At 32.4% G+C, this 15036-nt stretch carries 13 protein-coding genes; 4 read left to right on the forward strand and 9 right to left on the reverse strand.

Annotated elements, in window-relative coordinates; all coding sequences use genetic code 11:
- The first annotated feature begins 12 nt into the window (after positions 1 to 12).
- The gene (locus WPG_RS10915; RefSeq protein WP_045475490.1) at positions 13 to 2448 is read left to right on the forward strand and encodes a T9SS type B sorting domain-containing protein; all 2436 of its coding nucleotides are present in this window, start codon (positions 13 to 15) and stop codon (positions 2446 to 2448) included.
- 90 nt (positions 2449 to 2538) lie between these two features.
- Positions 2539 to 5322 carry an outer membrane beta-barrel protein gene (locus WPG_RS10920; protein WP_045472453.1) on the forward strand — a complete coding sequence of 928 codons (2784 nt, stop codon included), beginning with the start codon at positions 2539 to 2541 and terminating at the stop codon, positions 5320 to 5322.
- A 2-nt stretch (positions 5323 to 5324) separates the two neighbouring features.
- Here the strand turns inward: WPG_RS10920 and WPG_RS10925 are convergent, their stop codons facing one another.
- From WPG_RS10925 to WPG_RS10950, 6 genes are read right to left on the reverse strand one after another with little or no spacing between them, the layout of a single operon-like run.
- Positions 5325 to 5834 carry a TPM domain-containing protein gene (locus tag WPG_RS10925; RefSeq protein WP_084221566.1) on the reverse strand — a complete coding sequence of 170 codons (510 nt, stop codon included), beginning with the start codon at positions 5832 to 5834 and terminating at the stop codon, positions 5325 to 5327.
- Between the two features lie 42 nt (positions 5835 to 5876).
- Entirely contained in the window at positions 5877 to 6683 is an 807-nt protein-coding gene (locus WPG_RS10930; RefSeq protein ID WP_045472456.1) for a TPM domain-containing protein, read from the reverse strand.
- Entirely contained in the window at positions 6683 to 7120 is a 438-nt protein-coding gene (locus WPG_RS10935; RefSeq protein ID WP_045472459.1) for a TPM domain-containing protein, read from the reverse strand. Before WPG_RS10935 ends, WPG_RS10930 begins: the two co-directional genes overlap by 1 nt.
- Before the next feature lie 9 nt (positions 7121 to 7129).
- A complete protein-coding gene (locus tag WPG_RS10940) occupies positions 7130 to 7717 on the reverse strand; it encodes a LemA family protein (protein WP_045472462.1) in 588 nt (195 codons plus the stop codon).
- Between the two features lie 12 nt (positions 7718 to 7729).
- On the reverse strand, positions 7730 to 8059 hold the full coding sequence (locus tag WPG_RS10945) for a MerR family transcriptional regulator (protein ID WP_045472465.1): 330 nt from the start codon (positions 8057 to 8059) through the stop codon (positions 7730 to 7732).
- A gap of 1 nt (position 8060) precedes the next feature.
- A complete protein-coding gene (locus tag WPG_RS10950; RefSeq protein ID WP_045472468.1) occupies positions 8061 to 9032 on the reverse strand; it encodes a M23 family metallopeptidase in 972 nt (323 codons plus the stop codon).
- Between the two features lie 230 nt (positions 9033 to 9262).
- Between WPG_RS10950 and alaS the strand changes: the two genes are divergently transcribed.
- Entirely contained in the window at positions 9263 to 11878 is a 2616-nt protein-coding gene (gene alaS / locus WPG_RS10955; RefSeq protein ID WP_045472471.1) for an alanine--tRNA ligase, read from the forward strand.
- Positions 11879 to 11913: 35 nt separating this feature from the next.
- Positions 11914 to 12867, forward strand: coding sequence for a GSCFA domain-containing protein (locus WPG_RS10960; protein ID WP_045472474.1), 954 nt, complete (start codon positions 11914 to 11916; stop codon positions 12865 to 12867).
- An 8-nt stretch (positions 12868 to 12875) separates the two neighbouring features.
- Here WPG_RS10960 and WPG_RS10965 read toward each other — a convergent pair whose 3' ends face one another.
- The 3 genes from WPG_RS10965 to WPG_RS10975 all read right to left on the reverse strand — a co-directional run bounded on the left by WPG_RS10965 (position 12876) and on the right by WPG_RS10975 (position 15031).
- A complete protein-coding gene (locus WPG_RS10965; protein WP_231850174.1) occupies positions 12876 to 13322 on the reverse strand; it encodes a HEAT repeat domain-containing protein in 447 nt (148 codons plus the stop codon).
- A gap of 167 nt (positions 13323 to 13489) precedes the next feature.
- Positions 13490 to 13951, reverse strand: a complete 462-nt coding sequence (gene coaD / locus WPG_RS10970; RefSeq protein ID WP_045472477.1) for a pantetheine-phosphate adenylyltransferase — start codon at positions 13949 to 13951, stop codon at positions 13490 to 13492.
- Between the two features lie 102 nt (positions 13952 to 14053).
- Positions 14054 to 15031: a D-alanine--D-alanine ligase gene (locus WPG_RS10975; protein ID WP_045472480.1), complete on the reverse strand. Its 978-nt coding sequence runs from the start codon at positions 15029 to 15031 to the stop codon at positions 14054 to 14056.
- Between the last annotated feature and the right edge of the window lie 5 nt (positions 15032 to 15036).

Genomic DNA, 15036 nt, shown 5'->3' on the forward strand with positions numbered 1-15036 from the left:
TTTAGTCTTGCTATGGTAAGATTAAAAACAATTTTAGTCTCTCTTTTTTGTACTCTAATTTTTAGTTTAGGTTACGCTCAAAGTCCTCCGCAAATTGTTGCGGAAGGCGATCAATTTTTCTGTAGTGAAACTGCAATGTCTGTTGTGACCGATATTAGCATTTCCAATGGCGAAGGTGCTTTAGATGTTATCTATATTCAAATAGCTACAGGTTATTCAATAGGACGAGATTTTTTGTTTCTTGATGGTTCACATCCAAATATTACTCCTTCATGGTCTATAAGTGAAGGTCAGTTAACACTATCTGGTCCTGCTTCTTATGCTGAATTTGAAAGTGCTATAGCTGATGTTAAATTTCAAACGACTCAAAGTAATTTTACTCAGGATAAGTTCTTTTCAATTAATTTGGGAGAAGCAAATTTTCTTCCTGTCACAGGACATTATTATTTTTATGTCCAAGATTTGGGTATAACTTGGTCAGAAGCAAAAACTGCCGCTGCTGCTCAAACTTATTTCGGATTACAAGGTTATTTAGCAACCATTACAACACAAGAAGAAGTACAATTAACTGGTGAACAAAGCACTGGAACTGGTTGGATCGGTGCCTCTGATCAGACAAGTGAAGGTGTTTGGATATGGGAAACAGGACCAGAAGCTGGTCAAATATTTTGGAATGGCGTCTCAAACGGAAGTGCACCAGATGGTATGTTTTCATTTTGGAATACTAATGAACCAAATAATTGTTGTGGTGGCGAAAACTATGCTCATATTACCGATCCAAGTATAGGGATTCTAGGCTCATGGAATGATTTACCAGTAACAGGTGAACCAAATTCAGCAAGCCCTTATCATCCAAAAGGCTATTTGGTAGAGTTCGGTGGTATGCCTGATGATCCTGATATTAATGTATCTGCAAGTACAGTTATCGTAACTCCAAAGTTAGACATAGCTAGTAATAATATTTGCGATAATGGTTCTACCCAGATATCATTAACAACAAACACAGATATGGTGCTTTGGTATGCATCCTCTACATCTACAGAAGTTATTAATTCAGGTCTTTCTTATGAAAGTAATTTAGATGAAACAACAACATTTTGGTTAGAACCTCTATTTAGTGGTTGTACTCAAAGCAATCGTATAGCTGTAACTATAAATGTATTTGATTCTCCAATAGCTAATAATATAACTATAATTCAATGTGATGATGCGATTAGTGATGGATTATCAACTTTTAACCTTAGTAACTACACAGATGATATTATTAGACGTCCAGATGGATTCGTAATACCTATTTGGGATGTTTTCTTTTTTGAAGACCCTTTATTAGAAAATCCAATTGATGCAACTAATTATATAAATACTAATAATAACCAGGTCATATATGCATATGTATTTGATGATATCACAAGTTGCTTTGCTGTTTCGGAAGTAACGTTACAAGTTAATACGTCAGATGGTATTACTGCAAGTCTCGAAGTATGTGATGATTTTGTTGTAGATGGTTTTGTGTTCTTCGACCTAACTCAAGCTGACAATCAAATACTTAGTAGTTCACCTGTAAATGCATCAGTAGCTTATTACGTGTCATATAATGATGCGCTTTTAAGAACAAATGAAATAATAGGTGAGTATTTTAATGAAGAGCAATACAATCAAGTAGTTTATGCACGAGTTGATATAGATGATAACTGCTATTCTATAAATGAAGTTAATTTATCAGTGAAAGATATTCCAAACCTTTCGCAATACGAAGAAATCTATTATTGCTTAAATGGATTTCCAGAAACCATATCTTTAGATGGTGGAATTATTGATGATATACCAAATAATTATGCTTATGATTGGTCAACGGGTGAAACTACTATAAATATAGATATTAATGAAATAGGTACTTATACTGTTTTTGTAACTAGACCTGCTGGTTGTACCAATAGAAGAACGATTTCAGTTTTGCCGTCCAGTTCTGCTACTATAGAAACTATCGAAGTCACTGATATATCAGAGAATAATACAATAACTATTTTGGTTAGTGGTGAAGGAGACTACGTTTACGCTCTAGATGATGAAAACGGAATTTATCAAGAATCAAATAGTTTTGAAAATGTTTCTGCTGGTATTCACACTGTTTTTATAAAGGACATAAAAGCAGATTGTGGTATTGTTTCTGAAGATATTTCTATTCTAGGCTTCCCAAAATTCTTTACTCCCAATGGTGATACAGAAAACGATACGTGGCAAATTTCTGGATTTTCCTCTCAATTTCCTTTGACTGCTAGTGTAGAGATATTTAATCGTTATGGAAAATTGATTACAGTACTGAATTCAAATAAACCAAAATGGGACGGTTCTTACAATGGTGACATTTTACCAACTGATGATTATTGGTTTATTGCAAGTTTACTGGATGGTAGGACCTTTAAAGGTCACTTTACGTTAAAAAGATAATTTTATAATTCTTTTAAGAAAATTCATACGAATTCTTAGTTACTTGCGTTCTAGTTATTAGCTATTTATTTAACCATCAATCAAATCAATATGAAGAAACTATGTTTAGTTTTTACATTACTCTTTGCATTATATTCGTTTTCTCAAGAAAAATCATTCGAAATTACTGGAAGGCTTACCGCAGAAGACACCAAAACACCATTAGAGTCTGCAACTATATATTTAGAACGTGTTAAAGATAGCAGTGTTGTTTCCTATACGATTTCTGATAAAGAAGGGAAGTTTAAGTTAGAAAGTACAACCTACGATGCGAATTTAAACTTCTTTATCTCCTATGTAGGTTATAAAACTTATTTTAAACTATTGCCTATTGATAAAGAAAAGATAGATTTAAAAACAATTAGTCTTCAAATTGACGATAATACCTTAGGAGAGGTTTTAGTAAAATCTACAGCTCCAATAACAATTAAAAAAGATACTTTAGAGTTTAATGTTAAGTCCTTTAAAACTAAAAAGGATGCTAACGTCGAAGACTTACTTAAACTTCTTCCAGGTGTTGAAGTTGATGAAGCAGGAGCGATAACCGTTAATGGGAAAAGTGTTAATAAAATATTAGTTAATGGTAAGCCCTTTTTTGGAAACGACCCAACCATAACAACTAAAAATTTAACAAAGGATATTATAGAAAAAATTCAGATTGTGGATACAAAAACCAAGGCTGAAGCTTTTACAGGTGAGGTTGGTGATAAAGAAAACAAAACCATTAATCTAACGATAAAAGAAGAAAACAATAAAGGAGTATTTGGTAGAGTTTCCGCAGGTGCTGGTACAGATGAACGTTATGAGTTTGCAGGAATGGTTAATTTATTTGATAACGATAGAAGAATAAGTATTCTTGCAGGAGGAAATAATACGAATACACCAGGTTTTAGCTTTGGAGAAATCTCTAAAATGTTTGGTAATAGTGGTGGAATTAGTTTTAATAGTAACGGTACTTTTGCTGTTGGTGGTAGATCATTTGGAGGTGGTCAAGGTATTACAGCATCACAAAATGCTGGTATGAACTATGCAGATAAGATAGGTGAGAAGACAGAAATAGCTTCAGATTATTTTTATTCATCTAGCAATTCTGAAAACGAAACATCATCGGAACGAGAAACGATTTTAGCGGATTCTAGATTTTTTACGAATTCAAATTCAACAAATTTAACGGATACCGATAGTCATTCAGCCAATCTTGAATTTGAAATAGAAACAGATTCTACATTTCAATTAAATATTGAACCCTCTTTTAACTACTCTAAATCTAGAACACGTTTTAGGAGTAATGATGAAACTTTAGATGAAGATTTAGTATTAACCAACCAATCAGAAGTAGATTCTGAAGTTGAAAATTCTGCTAGAGAATTTGTTAATGAGATTTCTGCTACAAAACGCTTTGGTAATAAAGGGGCTTTCTTTAGAGTGCAATTACAAACTGGAGTTAGTCAACAAGAGAGTGATGATTTTTTAAATTCTACAGCCGAAATATTTGGTGATAATCCAGATCTTATTGTTAGAGATCAATTTACGGATAGTAAAAATAGTAGTTATAATATAACGACAGAATTAACATATAGATTACCCATAATTGCTAAAAAATTCTTTTTAAACTTTGAGTATGAATATGCCTTAGATAAAGATAATAACAGAGCGAGTACGTTCGATTTTAATGAAAGCACTCAAGATTTCACAGACTTTAATACAGATTTAAGTACAGATTTTGAGTATAGAGATTCAAGAAGCATTCCTACTTTTGGATTAACATATAGAGGAGAAAAATGGTCAACACGATTTAATATAGGTTATAACATTAGAACACTTAAAAATGACGATTTATTAAGATCTCAATTTAATGTAGAGCGCCAATTTAAAAATATTGAGGCGAGCTATAGAATTAATTATAGGTTTAGCCAAAAATCTTCAATTTATGCTAATTATCGCTTAAGAAATAATCCACCAGGAATAAGACAATTACAAGCGTTTACTGATGTGTCAGACCCTTTGAGAACAGTTATCGGTAATCCAAATCTGGGGCCATCTAATAGACATACTTTTTATGGAGGATATAATGCCTTTGATTGGCAAAAACGCACAGGGTTTTATGGTAATGTAAATGCCAATTTCACAAATAATCAAGTCATTTCTAAAACCGTAGTTGATCCAGAAACATTAACAAGAACAACAACGTATGAAAATGTAGATGGTAATTATAGTTATGGGGTTTCTGGTAGCTATTCTAAAGAGGTTAAAATAGATACGCTACGTTCTTTGAGATTAAGTATGAGAGCACGTTATAATTTTTCAGAAAACATAAATTTTAATAATGATATTAAATATGCTAATAATGTAAAGACCATATCTCCGCGTCTTGGTGTTGATTTTATTTGGAATAAGGTGATGGAAATTAAGCCGTATTACGAGCTTAACTTTACTAATAATGCTTTTGATATTGACTCTTTTGAAGATAGAGAATTTACTAGGCATAATGCAGGAATAAGAACGGCCACATTTTTACCAAAAAAATTAGAATGGAGAAACGATGTTAATTTTAATTACAATCCAAATGTGGCAGAAGGTTTTCAAAAATCTGCTTGGTTTTGGAATTCAACATTAGCTTATTCTGTATTAAAAGATAAAGGAGTTATAACTTTAAAAGTATATGATTTGTTAAATCAAAATACAAATGTAAGACGAATAGCTACACAAGATTATATAGAAGATTCTCAAAGTACAGTATTAAGGCAATATTTTATGCTAAGCTTTAGCTATAAATTCAATAGCTTAGGAAGTAAAGGCGAAACCAGAGGTGGAGATGTTATCTTTTTTGATTAGGTTTAATCCCAAAGCATAAACAAAGAATCAAGTGCTTTTATTACCCCTTCATAATAGCTGCCATTTTGAAAATTTGGAACCATTATATTATCAATGATAACTTTACACTCGTAATCAGAGATTGTTTTTTCAGTACCTAAACCTGTGCTGATTGATATTTTTTTGTCATATTTTGACATAGTGATTAACAAGCCATTATTCTTTTCTCGCTTTCCAATTCCCCAAGTATTGGCGACTTGTGTTCCGAAATATTGAATATTTTCACCACTAGTTAATGAATCAATAGTTAGTAAGCCTATTTCATTAGTTGTTTCTTTCTCATAAGCCATTATTTTTAATGTCAATGAATCATTTTGAATTTTAGAAAATAAATTGGCCTTATCTACAACAATAGCTTGAGATTTATTTGGTGGAATATTATTTGACAAAGATAAATTTGAAGCTGTTTTGTTTTTACAATTCGAAAACAGAATCAACAAACAAATGATCTTAAGTTTAAGTTTTACTGACATTAATACATGTTAATATTGAAAGAATCTATTCAAGGTTCTGAATTACCAACCTCCTGAAGCTCCACCACCTCCAAAGCTTCCACCACCGAATCCGCCTCCAAACCCACCTCCGCCAGAAGATGAGCCTCTGGAATAACTCCCACGTCCCATGTTACTTAGGATTATGGCTTCTAAGAGACTTCTACTGTCTGAGTCATTGCGACGATTTCCACCTCTTCCTCCACCTCTTCGATTTTTAGAAATGGCGATTATAAAAATGATGAATATTATGAACAGAAAAATAAAAATTTCAAAAGGAAATCTAACCCCATTTTGCCTTGTGCCTTGATACTCACCACTCATTACCTCAAATATAGCATCAGAAGCTCTGTTAAGGCCACCATAATAATCATTCTGTTTAAAAAACGGAATGATATCTCTATCGATAATACGTTTACTCATTGCGTCGGTCAACAAATGCTCCACTCCTTTACCAGTGCTAATACCAATTTTGCGATCATCTTTTGCCAGAAGTATAAAAATACCGTTATCCTTATTTGATTGGCCAATTCCCCATTTCTCACCCCATTGTGCTCCGAGATAATTTATATATTCACCTTGTGTTGAGCTGATAATTCCAACAACCATTTGTGTTGAAGTCGTGTCTGAATAGCGTATTAATTTTTGTCTTAGCTGTTCTTTTTCTAAAACTGTTAATAATTTAATTTCATCATAAACAACATAATTTTTCTTTATATCATCTGGATTTGTTGGTCTTGGAGGAATTTTATATTGCCCAAAAATATTAAGTGTATTAAATAAGCAAAGTAATACGACTAACCTAAACACTATATGTTTTAATATATGCATTAGCCTTTTGAAATTGTATTATCTAATTCATCATTATCACCCTGTTCCCATGGAAAGTGACTAGAAAGAACTTGTCCGGCTTCTTTTATACCTTCAATAATACCTTGCTTGAAATGCCCAGATTTGAATTGCGAGCCAATCTTATCTCGTGTAGAATTCCAAAAGTTTTCGCCAACACTATTGTTGATGCCTTGATCACCGAAAATAACGAAGGATTTATTATCTACAGCCACATAAATAAGTACACCATTCTGTTGCTTAGTATTGTCCATTTTTAAAATATAAAAAACATCTAGTGCACGTTCATAAACATCAGTCGCACAATTTTGCTCAATATGTACGCGAATTTCTCCAGATGTATGACGCTCAGCAATACGAATAGCTTCTACGATTTCCGCTTCTTCTTTTGCAGAAAGGAAATCTTCAATATAAGGCATAGTTATATTTTAGTTAAAGTCGAATTCTACGTCTGGTGCATTTTCACTTCCAGCGTCAGCTTTATAATAACCCATTTCGTCAAAGCCTAATATACCAGCTATTAATTTATTTGGAAAAGTTCTAACATGCTTGTTAAAAGGCTCAACAGCATTATTGAATTTATCTCTCGATATATTGATTCTATTTTCGGTACCCTCTAATTGACTCTGTAATTCAACAAAGTTTTGGTTTGCTTTTAGTTCAGGATAACGCTCTACCGTAACTAAAAGACTTTTTAGAGCTCCAGATAAACCTCCTTGGACTTTATTAAATTGTGCCAATTGATCTGGTGTTATGTTGGTAGGATCTATACTAACTGAAGTTGCTTTTGCTCTTGCTTCAATTACGGCAGTAAGTGTTCCTTTTTCAAAATCAGCAGCGCCTTGTACAGTTTTTACTAAATTTCCAATAAGATCATTTCTTCTTTGATAAGTGCTTTCAACATTCGCCCAAGATTTACTTGCTGTTTCTTCTAAGGTTACTGCTTTATTGTTAACATTAACGCCCCAGATTGCAAGCAATAGGATAATAACTATTGGTATAATCCATTTTTTCATAATAAATATGTTTTAAAGTTGAGTTTTTATTTTAATAAGCTGCGCTTTTATACCTTCTAGTTTTTCTATGATTTCAAATTTTTCTAAGGCTTGTTTTTTTTCTTCCTTAAGATGAATTTTAGCTCCTTCTAAAGTGAAACCACGCTCTTTAACAAGATGATATATAAATTTTAAGTTTTTAATGTCCTCTGGAGTAAATTTACGATTCCCTTTAGCATTTTTTTTAGGTTTAATGGCATCAAATTCTTTTTCCCAAAACCTAATCAATGATGCATTAACTTTAAATGCCTTGGCAACCTCGCCAATTCCATAATAACGTTTTTCTGGTAAGTCTATATGCATCTTAATCGAGGGATTGATTTTCTAATGACGCTTTCTTTAGCAATACGTTAAACTCATCTGCAGATAAATTGCCATAGTAGAAATTGATAGGATTAATACGCTCACCATCTTTATGTACTTCATAGTGTAGGTGAGGAGCTTCAGAACGACCTGTGCTACCAACAAATCCAATTAAATCACCACGCTTTACACGTTGATTTACTTTGACGTTATATTTATATAAGTGAGCATACAAGGATATGTAACCATAACCATGGTCTATACGAATATGATTTCCATAGCCAGTAGAGCTATTATCTGCACGTTTTATAATACCATTACCAGAAGCATAAATTGGAGTTCCGCGTGGTGCAGTAAAATCCATTCCGTAGTGGAATTTCCTAATCTTTGTAAAAGGGTCTGTTCTATAACCATAGCCAGAAGCCATACGCGTTAAATTTAAATTATTTATAGGCTGAATTGCCGGTATAGCTTCTAGGAATTTTTCTTTGTCTTCAGCTAGTTTTGCAATTTCATCTAATGATTTAGATTGCACTACAATAGCTTTCTCTAGGATATCTAAACGCTTATTAGTTTCCGAAATTAATTGCGTATTGTCAAATCCTTCAAACTTTTTGTAACGATTGACACCTCCAAATCCAGCTCTTCTTTGTTCATCTGGAATTGGATTAGCTTCAAAATAGAGTCTGTAAATAGCATTGTCACGCTCCTCCACATTTTCAAGAGCGGCTATAGCATGATCCATACGTTTATTTAGTAATTGATATTGTAGGTCCATATTCTGCAATTCTCTCGCCATTTGACGTTCCTTAGGAGATTCAATATATTGACTTACAATAAAAAAAGAAAGGAATCCAAATAAGGCAGCACCAACTAAGAATCCAAGTGCGTACTTAAATGTAGTCGCTTTTTTACGCTTTATTTTACGATAAGAAAGCGTTTCGGAATCATAATAATATTTTACCTTACCCATGTTTGAATTTATGCTATTTTTGCATTCATAAACACATAAATGTGTCTTGTTTTATTAGTAAACAACCAAATATAAAGATTGTTTTGCAATTGTGGTAATTAAAACGAAACCGACATGATTAAAATTATTTTTAAAATGTTAATACAATAATAATTTTAGTCATCAATGATTCTATCTGATAGATAGTAAGAATAAAAATAAACAGATAAAACAAGCTATAATTTCAGTATATGACGTCTCAAGATATTCGTGCAAAATTTTTAAATTTCTTTGAAGGGAAGAAACACCTCATTGTGCCATCCGCATCTATGGTTTTAAAAGATGATCCAACGCTAATGTTTGTTAACTCTGGTATGGCACCTTTTAAGGAGTATTTTTTAGGGAATGCAGATCCTAAACAAAACCGAATTGCTGATAGTCAAAAGTGTTTACGAGTTTCTGGTAAACACAACGATTTAGAAGAAGTTGGATATGATACATATCATCATACGCTTTTTGAAATGTTAGGCAACTGGAGCTTTGGAGATTACTTTAAGAAAGAAGCTATTGCTTGGGCATGGGAATTATTGACAGAAGTTTACGGCATAGATAAAGATATTTTGTATGTTACTGTTTTTGAAGGAAGTGATGATGCTGATAATTTAAAAATGGATCAAGAAGCTTACGATTTATGGAAACAATATATTTCTGAAGATCGAATTCTTATGGGTAATAAGAAAGATAACTTCTGGGAAATGGGAGACCAAGGACCTTGTGGTCCATGTAGCGAAATACATGTTGATATTCGTTCAGCTGAAGAGAAAGCTAAGGTAGATGGAAAGTCTTTAGTTAATATGGATCATCCTCAGGTTGTAGAAATATGGAATCTTGTTTTTATGCAGTACAATCGTAAGGCTAATAAATCTTTAGAAGCCTTGCCAAATAAGCATATTGACACAGGAATGGGATTTGAACGTCTTTGTATGGTATTACAAGGTGTACAATCTAATTACGATACAGATGTGTTTACACCAATTATCCGAGAGATAGAAACGATTACAGATAAGGACTATGGAAACAACGAAAAAGCTGATGTAGCGATTAGAGTAATATCCGATCATGTTAGAGCAGTTGCATTTTCTATTGCCGATGGTCAATTGCCAAGTAATAATGGTGCAGGATATGTAATTAGAAGAATTTTACGTAGAGCAATACGCTATGGGTTTACATTTTTAGATAAGAATGAACCATTTATTTACCGTTTGGTTGATGTGTTAAGCAAAAAAATGGGAACGGCTTTTCCAGAATTGAAAGCACAGAAACAGTTAATTGAGAATGTGATTAAAGAGGAGGAAACGTCTTTTTTAAGAACATTAGATCAAGGTTTGGTGCTGTTAGATAAAATTGTTCACACATCAGAATCAAAAGAAATTTCTGGTTCAAAAGTATTTGAACTTAAAGATACTTATGGATTTCCTGAGGATTTAACGGATCTTATTCTACGCGAAAAAGGGTTTACCTATAACTCTGAAGAATTTAAGAGTGCATTAAAAGCACAGCAAGATCGTGGTCGCAAAGCATCAGAGCTAAAGTCTGATGATTGGACCATTTTACACCATGATGAGATTGAAGAATTTATTGGATATGATACATTAGAGGCACATGTGAAAATCACACGTTATCGTAAAGTTGTGTCTAAAAAGGATGGGGAAATGTATCAACTAGTATTTAATATCACGCCATTTTACCCAGAAGGTGGAGGACAAGTTGGTGATAAAGGGTATTTAGAAGATCCGCATGGAGATGTAGTGTACATATTAGACACTAAAAAAGAAAATAATCTTATTATTCATTTTGCGAAAAATTTACCAAAACATAGTGATGAGGTATTAAAGGCTGTTGTTGATTCTAAACAGCGTTATAGAACAGAGTGCAATCATACTGCTACACATTTATTACATCAAGCCTTGAGAGAAGTTCTAGGTACACATGTTGAACAAAAAGGGTCTGCTGTACATTCTAAATATTTGCGTTTCGATTTTTCTCATTTTTCTAAATTAACGGTTGAAGAATTGAGAGATGTTGAAAATTTTGTTAATGCACGAATTGAAGGAAAATTACCATTACAGGAAAATAGATCTGTACCAAAACAGCAAGCCATTGCAGATGGGGCTATGTCTTTATTTGGTGAAAAATATGGAGATGCTGTACGTACGATTCGTTTTGGTCAGTCTATAGAACTTTGTGGAGGGACTCATGTTAATAATACAGGAGATATTTGGCATTTTAAGGTTACATCTGAAAGTGCCGTAGCTTCAGGAATCAGACGTATTGAAGCTATAACCCATGATGCAGTAAAGGACTTTTATTTTGAAAATAACAGAGCTTATTTTGAAATGAGAGATTTATTAAATAATGCAAAAGAGCCAGTGAAAGCACTTCAGAATCTACAATCTGAAAATGCAGACCTTAAAAAGCAAATAGAAAATCTACTTAAAGACAAGGCTAAGAATATTAAAGGCGAACTTAAAAATGAATTAACCGAAATAAATGGTGTACAGTTTTTAGCTAAAAAATTAGATTTAGATGCTGGTGGCATAAAAGATGTTTGCTTTGAACTAGGAAGTCAGTTTGATAATTTGTTCTTATTATTTGGTGCTGAAAATAATGGCAAAGCGATCTTGTCTTGTTATATATCAAAAGAATTGGTAGCTAGTAAAGATTTAAATGCAGGAACTATTGTAAGAGAATTAGGCAAATATATCCATGGTGGAGGTGGTGGTCAACCATTTTTTGCAACAGCTGGTGGTAAAAATTCTGCTGGCATTGAACAGGCTTTAAATGCATCTAAAATATATTTGGAATAATTTTGTTATCCTGAATTGGTTTCAGGAACTCATTTATGAATCTACAAACCGAAATACAATTACATTCGCAAAAGCATAATCAAATAGATTATAGTTCTAAATTATTGCTTTTAGGTTCATGCTTCTCTGAAAATATTGGTAATAAATTTCAGTATTATAAGTTTCAAAGCTCATTAAATCCATTTGGTATTCTATTTCACCCATTAGCGATTGAAAATTTGATATCTCGTTCTGTAAATAAGGAATATTATATAGAGGAAGATTTATATTTTCAAAACGAACAATGGTGCTGTTTAGATGCACATTCAAAATTAAGTAGTACTTCAAAAGAGGAATTGCTAGCAAGACTGAATAGACAGATAGATAACACAAATAATTATTTAAGTACAGCAACTCACGTAATTATTACGCTAGGAACAAGTTGGGTTTATAGACACATAGCATCAGATGCAATAGTTGCTAATTGCCATAAGTTACCTCAAAAACAATTTTTAAAAGAATTACTTTCTGTAGAACAAGTTTCAGAATCATTTGAGGCTACTATCAGTTTAGTTAGGAGCGTGAACCCAAAAGTGAGTTTTATTTTTACAGTATCACCTGTAAGACATCTAAAAGATGGTTTTATTCAAAACACACAAAGTAAATCACATTTAATTAGCGCAATACATAATGTTGTTGAGCCAAGAAAGCAGCAATATTATTTCCCATCTTATGAAATTATGATGGACGAATTACGTGATTATCGCTTTTATAATGAAGATATGTTACATCCTAATAACCTTGCTATAAATTGTATTTGGGATAAATTTAAAAATGTCTGGATTTCTGAAAACACTGAACTTACTATGCAAGAAGTAGATGTGGTTCAAAAAGGTTTAAAACACAAGCCTTTTAATATAAAATCGGAAGCACATCAATTGTTTGTAACCAAACTTCAATCTCATATAAAAGACTTGTGTAATAAATATCCTCATTTTAGTTTTGATTAATATGCTATTTAGCGAATAGGTCTTTTGAGACGTTCTTTAACAAGCTCAAAAGATTTTTTACTAGCACGTTCCCATCTATGAATAGTATACTTTCTCTCTTTTTTAACTCTTTGTTTTTCCTCCTTGTCTCGAATTTCTTTAACCCAATTAAAGCGCTTCCTAGTAATTGAGATTACTAAATCATTTGTGCATCCAAGTGCTTCAAGAGCATTTAAAGCAGCAATAGATACTTTCTGAATCTTATCGTTCATAGCATTAAGTAAAACAGGAATGGAGGAAGGTCTGCCAACATGTTCTAAGGCTTCAGCAGCCAATTGACGTGTTCTATAATCACCATGTATAAGAGCGTATTCTATTTTGTCGATCGCTTTAGTAACTCTCCAATCCATAATAGTATCTTCTGAAGGTTGAATCAACTTCATTTTGAAGAGTGTATATGTAAAGAAATGTGCCATAAATGGTGATTGAGTCCATTTATATGTAACTAAATATTGAGTTTTGTTACAGTAATTTTCTGAAAAATAACTTTGATTTGAATAATCAAAAAAGCACATTATATAAAAGATAACTCGGTTATGTTTTACTTTTAACTGAAACTATATCAGATCTTAAAGGAATAACATTATTTAGAGTTTATACTTACACTGTCAGGAACTAATTTCGTATAGTCACCATTGTTTCTAATCACATCTCTTACAATAGAAGACGAGATATATGAAGTACTAGCGGCTGTTAAAAGAAAAACAGTTTCAATAGGAGCCAGATCTCTATTAGTATGTGCAATGGCTTTTTCGAATTCGAAATCTGCAGGATTTCTAAGCCCTCTTAAAATGAATTCTACATTATTTTTTTGGCAAAAATCTACAGTAAGACCTTCGTAACTTACAACAGTTACTTTGGATTCATCTTTAAAAGCGTCTTCGATAAATTTTTTACGTTCCTCAAGCGAGAACATATATTTTTTATCTGCATTGATGCCAATAGCCACAATCACTTCATCAAAAAGCTTAACGCTACGTTTAATAATATCGTAATGTCCTAATGTAATTGGGTCAAATGAACCTGGAAAAATTGCTCTTTTCATCTTTATTGCCTTCGAATGCAGGAATCTTTTTAAATTAAACTATAACAAAGATAATGATTAATGAATTGTGTGAGTTATTCTGAAATAGTCAATCAAAAATTATTAATCTTTAAGTGCTTCTTCAATAGCATTATCAAACAAATTCTCCATGCTAATTCCTGCTTCTGCAGCTTGTTGCGGTAAGATGCTTTCGTTAGTTAAACCAGGCACAGTATTAACTTCTAATAAATAAGGTTCGTCATTTTTAAAAATAAATTCACTTCTAGAAAAACCTTTCATGCCAAGAGTTTCGTAGATTTTTTTAGCTAAAATCTCCGTTTTTAATTTGTAATCTTCAGAAATACGGGCTGGGGTAATTTCTTGAGATTTGCCTTCATATTTAGCTTGGTAATCGAAGAAATCATTCTCAGATACAATTTCGGTAATAGGCAATACTTTGGTTTCACCTTTATATGAAATCACACCTACAGATACTTCTACACCATCTAAAAATTGCTCAATAATAATCTCATTATCTTCTTTAAAAGAGTTGTCTATTGCAGCCTGTAGATCTTCTTTTTTATAGACTTTAGAAATCCCAAAACTACTGCCTGCTTTATTTGCTTTTATAAAACAAGGTAAACCAACTTTTGCAACGATCGCATCTTCGTTAATGGCATCACCAAGGTTTAAATAATAACTCTCTGCCGTTTTAATGCCATGAGGTTTAAGTGTTGACAATAAATCACGCTTATTAAATGTCAATGATGCTTGGTACATACCACAACTCGTCTGAGGCATGCCAATTAATTTAAAATACGCTTGCATAAAACCATCTTCTCCAGGAGAACCATGTATAGCATTAAATACACAATCAAAAGTAATTTTGGTTTCATTTATTAAAACAGAAAAATCATTTTTGTTAATAGGGAATTCTTTATCCATATCATTTACATAAACCCATTTGTCCTTAAAAATATGTACGCGATATGCATTGTATTTTTCTTTATTTAGAGCGTTATAAACAACATTACCGCTTTTTAGAGAAATTTTATATTCACTAGAATAGCCTCCCATTATGATTGCAATACTTTTTTTCATTCTTT

It is taken from the genome of Winogradskyella sp. PG-2, from assembly GCF_000828715.1.
GTDB lineage: Bacteria > Bacteroidota > Bacteroidia > Flavobacteriales > Flavobacteriaceae > Winogradskyella.